The sequence below is a fragment of the Pseudomonas meliae genome, assembly GCF_001400515.1.
In the GTDB taxonomy this organism is placed as follows: domain Bacteria; phylum Pseudomonadota; class Gammaproteobacteria; order Pseudomonadales; family Pseudomonadaceae; genus Aquipseudomonas; species Aquipseudomonas amygdali.
The window spans coordinates 1-5,287 of record NZ_LJQT01000124.1 but is presented as its reverse complement, the minus strand read 5'-3'; the positions used below and the strand labels follow the sequence as shown (position 1 = coordinate 5,287).

At 59.1% G+C, this 5,287-nt stretch carries 3 protein-coding genes; 2 read left to right on the top strand and 1 reads right to left on the bottom strand.

What is annotated here, in order from left to right:
- Nucleotides 1-45 precede the first annotated feature (45 nt).
- Nucleotides 46-1,161, bottom strand: coding sequence for an RHS repeat-associated core domain-containing protein (locus tag ALO64_RS05535; RefSeq protein ID WP_044345287.1), 1,116 nt, complete (start codon nucleotides 1,159-1,161; stop codon nucleotides 46-48).
- Nucleotides 1,162-1,329: 168 nt separating this feature from the next.
- On the opposite strand from ALO64_RS05535, the gene ALO64_RS05530 reads away from it, so the two are divergent.
- A complete protein-coding gene (locus ALO64_RS05530) occupies nucleotides 1,330-4,176 on the top strand; it encodes a valine--tRNA ligase (RefSeq protein WP_044345283.1) in 2,847 nt (948 codons plus the stop codon).
- 86 nt (nucleotides 4,177-4,262) lie between these two features.
- Nucleotides 4,263-5,249, top strand: a complete 987-nt coding sequence (gene rlmF, locus ALO64_RS05525; RefSeq protein WP_044345288.1) for a 23S rRNA (adenine(1618)-N(6))-methyltransferase RlmF — start codon at nucleotides 4,263-4,265, stop codon at nucleotides 5,247-5,249.
- Nucleotides 5,250-5,287 lie beyond the last annotated feature (38 nt).

The window sequence follows — 5,287 nt, the reverse complement described above, 5'->3', positions numbered from 1 at the left end:
CTACACCCTCTTAGGAAACTGGCTCGTATGCGCGTGGATACGCTGTTATCGAGAATTCAATGTGGAGCGGATCCTGGCTGCTAATCGTCCGGTGTCTGCCTCACGATGAATAAGTGAATTCCACTCTGCGTTCAATCGCCTATACTCGGCCACTACCCCATCAATACTTTCCAGTATTTCGGTGGACGCCGCATACGCTCGCCGATTACGAGCTACCGCATTTTGAAATTGGGAGTAACTGGCATTCGGCACGCGCGCCACGTCATCAAGAATTGATTGTGCCTGACGACTAACGATCCTGATTTTTTCATTTGTCTGTAAGGTGATGTTCGACACTGCCTTTTCAAACTGTGCTTTGAAGGCGTCAGTCCTGAGCACGGCGGGCGAAAGGCCCGTATCGCCTTTCGCAACCTTGTTGATGGTCAACAGTGCGTCTGGATCCATTACATCAATCCATGGCTTTTTTGACAGCCCCGATACTCTGCTGCTCATCGTCGAGGACGTTGAAGCCAGTGCGGCTGCATCTTTTAACGGCAGGTACGTGAGCACCTGTGCAACCATTTCGTTCGGCAGCCTTTGAAAAGCAAACTTTTTACCGGGGAACATAGTCAGCCCAAGCACCCTGAACGATGAAATATGCCCATCAGGATCACTCCGATTCACCGGATCCCCCTGACAGTAGGCATACGCATTCAGGTCTCCCCGTCCAAATGGACTCAGGGTGTCCGGGCTATTGAATCGCATCAGCACCGGGTTGAAAGCGCGATAGCCGTTACCCTGCAGGTAATGCCCGGTCACAGGGTCCGCACGCTCGCCGTTGAAACCGGAAAAGGGGCCGCCCGGCAAGCGATGTCCGTAAGGGCTATAGCCCAGCGGCTGGTGCCCCTCCGAACTCAAAGCATGCAATACACTGCTTTGCAGGTCGGTGGCCAGAAGGTCCGTCCGGGCGATAGCGCCTTCAGTCTCATACTCCGCTAACAAAAGGTTTTCACCGTGAAATACACGGCGACGCGTTGCGCCCTGTATCTCGACCGTCAAACGGTTCTTTTGATAAAAACGCGACACTGCACCCTGTGCTCCGGGGTCGACGACGGCAATACGATCCAGCGCGTCATAGAGATATCGGCACAGTACGCGCCTGCTTTCCGAAGTCTTGTTCATGGCCGCATTCGCCCTGCGATCGATACTTGAACACCGGATCATGCCCCTTGCTCCACTCGCCGCCAACTGACAGATCTGCCAGTTGTGGCCCGGCGCTTATGGCTTGTCGCTTGCCGTCAGGTCTATACTTACCGGTTTCCGAATCAATGCCACAGGTTCCCGCCGCGCATGGACAAGACTTACCAGCCGCACGCCATCGAAACTTCCTGGTACCAGACCTGGGAGTCCGAGAACTACTTCGCTCCGCAAGGCGTGGGTGACTCGTACACCATCATGATCCCGCCGCCGAACGTCACCGGCAGCCTGCACATGGGCCACGGTTTCAATAACGCGATCATGGACGCCCTGATCCGTTTCCGTCGCATGCAGGGTCGCAACACGCTGTGGCAACCGGGCACCGACCACGCCGGTATCGCCACGCAGATGCTGGTGGAGCGTCGTCTTGAAGCGCAAGGCATAAGCCGTCATGAGCTGGGCCGCGAGAAGTTTCTGGACAAGATCTGGGAATGGAAAGCCGAGTCCGGCGGCAACATCAGCCGTCAGATCCGCCGTCTGGGCTCGTCCGTGGACTGGAGCCGCGAGCGCTTCACCATGGACGACGGCCTGTCCGACGCCGTGAAGGAGGCCTTCGTGCGCCTGCATGAAGACGGCCTCATTTACCGTGGCAAGCGTCTGGTCAACTGGGACACCAAGCTGCACACCGCGATTTCCGACCTTGAAGTGGAGAACCACGACGAGAAAGGCCATCTGTGGAACCTGCGCTATCCGCTGGCCGACGGTGCAAAAACCGCCGAAGGTCTGGATTACCTGATCGTTGCCACCACTCGCCCGGAAACCATGCTCGGTGACGCCGCCGTTGCGGTGAACCCACAGGACGAGCGCTACAAGGCATTGATCGGCAAGTTCGTCGAACTGCCGCTGGTAGGCCGCCGCATCCCGATCATCGCGGACGACTACTGCGACCCTGAATTCGGCACCGGCTGCGTGAAAATCACCCCGGCGCATGACTTCAACGACTATGAAGTCGGCAAACGCCACAACCTGCCGCTGCTGAACATCTTCGACAAGAATGCCAACGTTCTCGCTGCTGCTCAGGTTTTCAACCTCGATGGCACGCTGAACGAAAGCGTCGACGGCAGCCTGCCTGCGGCCTACGCCGGGCTGGACCGCTTCGAAGCGCGCAAGCAAATCGTTGCCGCATTCGATGCCGCCGGGTTGCTGGTCAGTGTCGATGATCACGCCCTTAAGGTGCCGAAAGGCGACCGTTCCGGCACCATCATCGAGCCGTGGCTGACCGATCAGTGGTATGTCTCCACCAAACCGCTGGCCGAGCCTGCGATTGCCGCTGTCGAAGACGGCCGCATCGCGTTCGTGCCCAAGCAGTACGAAAACATGTACTTCTCGTGGATGCGCGACATCCAGGACTGGTGCATCAGCCGTCAGCTATGGTGGGGCCACCGCATTCCGGCCTGGTACGACGAATCCGGCAAGGTTTACGTTGGCCGCGACGAAACCGAGGTCCGGGCGAAAAACAACCTGGGGCCGGAAATCGCGCTGCAGCAGGACAACGACGTACTGGACACCTGGTTCAGCTCGGGCCTGTGGACCTTCTCCACGCTCGGCTGGCCGGAAAAGACCAAGGCACTGGAGACCTTCCACTCCACCGACGTACTGGTCACTGGCTTCGACATCATTTTCTTCTGGGTCGCCCGGATGATCATGCTCACCATGCACCTGGTGAAGAACGAGGACGGCACGCCGCAGGTCCCGTTCAAGACTGTTTACGTGCACGGTCTGGTGCGTGACGGCCAAGGCCAGAAGATGTCCAAGTCCAAGGGCAACGTGCTTGACCCGCTGGACATCGTCGACGGTATCGACCTCGAAACGCTGGTAGAGAAACGCACCAGTGGTTTGATGCAGCCGCAACTGGCGAAAAAGATCGAGAAGCAGACCCGTCAGGAATTCGCCGAAGGCATCGCCAGCTATGGCACCGACGCCCTGCGTTTTACCTTCTGCTCACTGGCGTCCACCGGTCGCGACATCAAGTTCGACATGGGCCGCGTCGAAGGCTATCGCAACTTCTGCAACAAGATCTGGAACGCTGCGCGCTACGTGCTGGACAAGGGCGAAGACTGCGGCCAGAACGGCGAAGCGGTCGAACTGTCGCTGGCTGATCGCTGGATCATCTCGCAGTTGCAACGCACCGAAGCCGAAGTGACCCGCCAACTGGATCAGTTCCGCTTCGACCTCGCTGCCCAGGCATTGTACGAGTTCATCTGGAACCAGTACTGCGACTGGTATCTGGAGCTGTCCAAGCCCGTGCTGTGGGACGAAACAGCGCCCGTCGAGCGTCAGCGCGGCACACGCCGTACGCTGGTCCGCGTTCTGGAAGTCGTGCTGCGTCTTGCGCACCCGTTCATGCCGTTCATCACCGAAGAAATCTGGCAGCGCCTCGCGCCGCTGGCCGGTGCGCAAGGCAAGACCATCATGCTGCAACCCTGGCCGGTGGCCAACGAAGCACGCATCGATCAGGCGGCCGAAGACGATATCGAATGGCTCAAGGGCCTGATGCTCGCCGTGCGTAACATCCGTGGCGAGATGAACATCGGCCCGGGCAAGCCGCTGCAACTGTTCCTCAAGAATGTGAGTGCCGAGGATCAGCGTCGTTTGAGCGAAAACGATTACCTGCTCAAGAAGCTCGCCAAGCTGGAATCGATGACCGTACTGACCGAGGGTGCAGAAGCGCCACTGTCGGCCACCGCGCTGGTGGGTGACATGGAAGTGCTGGTGCCGATGGCCGGGCTGATCGACAAAGGGGCCGAACTGGCGCGCCTGGACAAGGAAATCCAGCGCCTGCAAGGCGAAGTGCAACGCGTCGGCGGCAAGCTGTCCAACGCCGCCTTCGTCGACAAGGCACCGCCTGAAGTCATCGCCAAGGAACGCGCCAAGCTGACCGAAGCCGAACAGGCACTGGGCAAGCTGGCCGAGCAACACGCCCGCATCGCCAGCCTGTAAGGTGGCCAGAAAAGCCAGCCCGATTATGGGCTGGCTTTTTGTTTTCTGAATTTCTGTACTCGACATCACGGCTGACCATCGAACCCATGACCGATACCCGCAAACCACCGCGCAAAAAGCCTCAGCGGCCAGCCAAACCTGCTGCGCCGCGTGAAAAGGCCACCTTGCACCCGCGCAATCGTCATCAGGGTCATTACGACTTTGCGAAGCTGATCAAATCCAGCCCCGAGCTGGCAGCGTTCGTGATCCTCAATCCGTATGGCAAGGAAAGCATCGACTTTGCCAATCCACAGGCGGTGCGGGTGTTCAATCGCGCGCTGCTCAAAGCGTTCTATGGCATCGCCCATTGGGACATTCCGGCCGATTACCTGTGCCCGCCTATTCCAGGGCGTGCGGACTACCTGCACTTCCTCGCCGACTTGCTGGCCGAGGACAATGAAGGTGTGATCCCACGCGGCGCATCCATCAAGGCGCTGGATATCGGCACCGGAGCCAATTGCATCTACCCGCTGCTGGGGCATAGCGACTATGGCTGGCAGTTCGTTGGGTCGGACATCGACAGCACGGCCATCGCGGCGGCTACCACAATCATCAAAGCCAATGGCCTCAGCAAGGCCATCAGCGTGCGCCAGCAGGACAACCGCAACCAGATCCTGCTCGGGTTACTCGACAGCAGCGAACGCTTCCACGTGAGCCTCTGCAACCCTCCTTTCCATGCCTCGCTGGATGAGGCGCAGCGTGGCAGCCAACGAAAATGGCGCGCACTGGGCAAGGCTGATCCCAAGCGCAAGCTGCCGGTTCTCAACTTCGGTGGGCAATCTCAGGAGCTGTGGTGCGAAGGCGGCGAGATCGGCTTCGTGACCCGACTGATTCAGGAAAGCGCCACATTGCCAAGCCAGGTGGTATGGTTCAGCACCTTGGTGTCCAAGGCATCCAACCTGCCACCGATCCAGAGCGCCCTGAAAAAAGCCGGCGCGCGTGAGGTGAAAGTGATCGAGATGGGCCAGGGCCAGAAACAAAGCCGCTTCGTGGCCTGGACATTCCTCGACAAGGCACAGCGCACACCCCACTGATAGGGCTATCGTGCCGCATCGACTATCGTGCGGCGCCA

Excerpts from the sequence above, each read along its gene's own strand:
- ALO64_RS05535 (WP_044345287.1), bottom strand. The coding sequence starts at position 1,161 with ATGAACAAGACTTCGGAAAGCAGGCGCGTACTGTGCCGATATCTCTAT.
- ALO64_RS05530 (WP_044345283.1), top strand. The coding sequence starts at position 1,330 with ATGGACAAGACTTACCAGCCGCACGCCATCGAAACTTCCTGGTACCAG.
- rlmF (WP_044345288.1), top strand. The coding sequence starts at position 4,263 with ATGACCGATACCCGCAAACCACCGCGCAAAAAGCCTCAGCGGCCAGCC.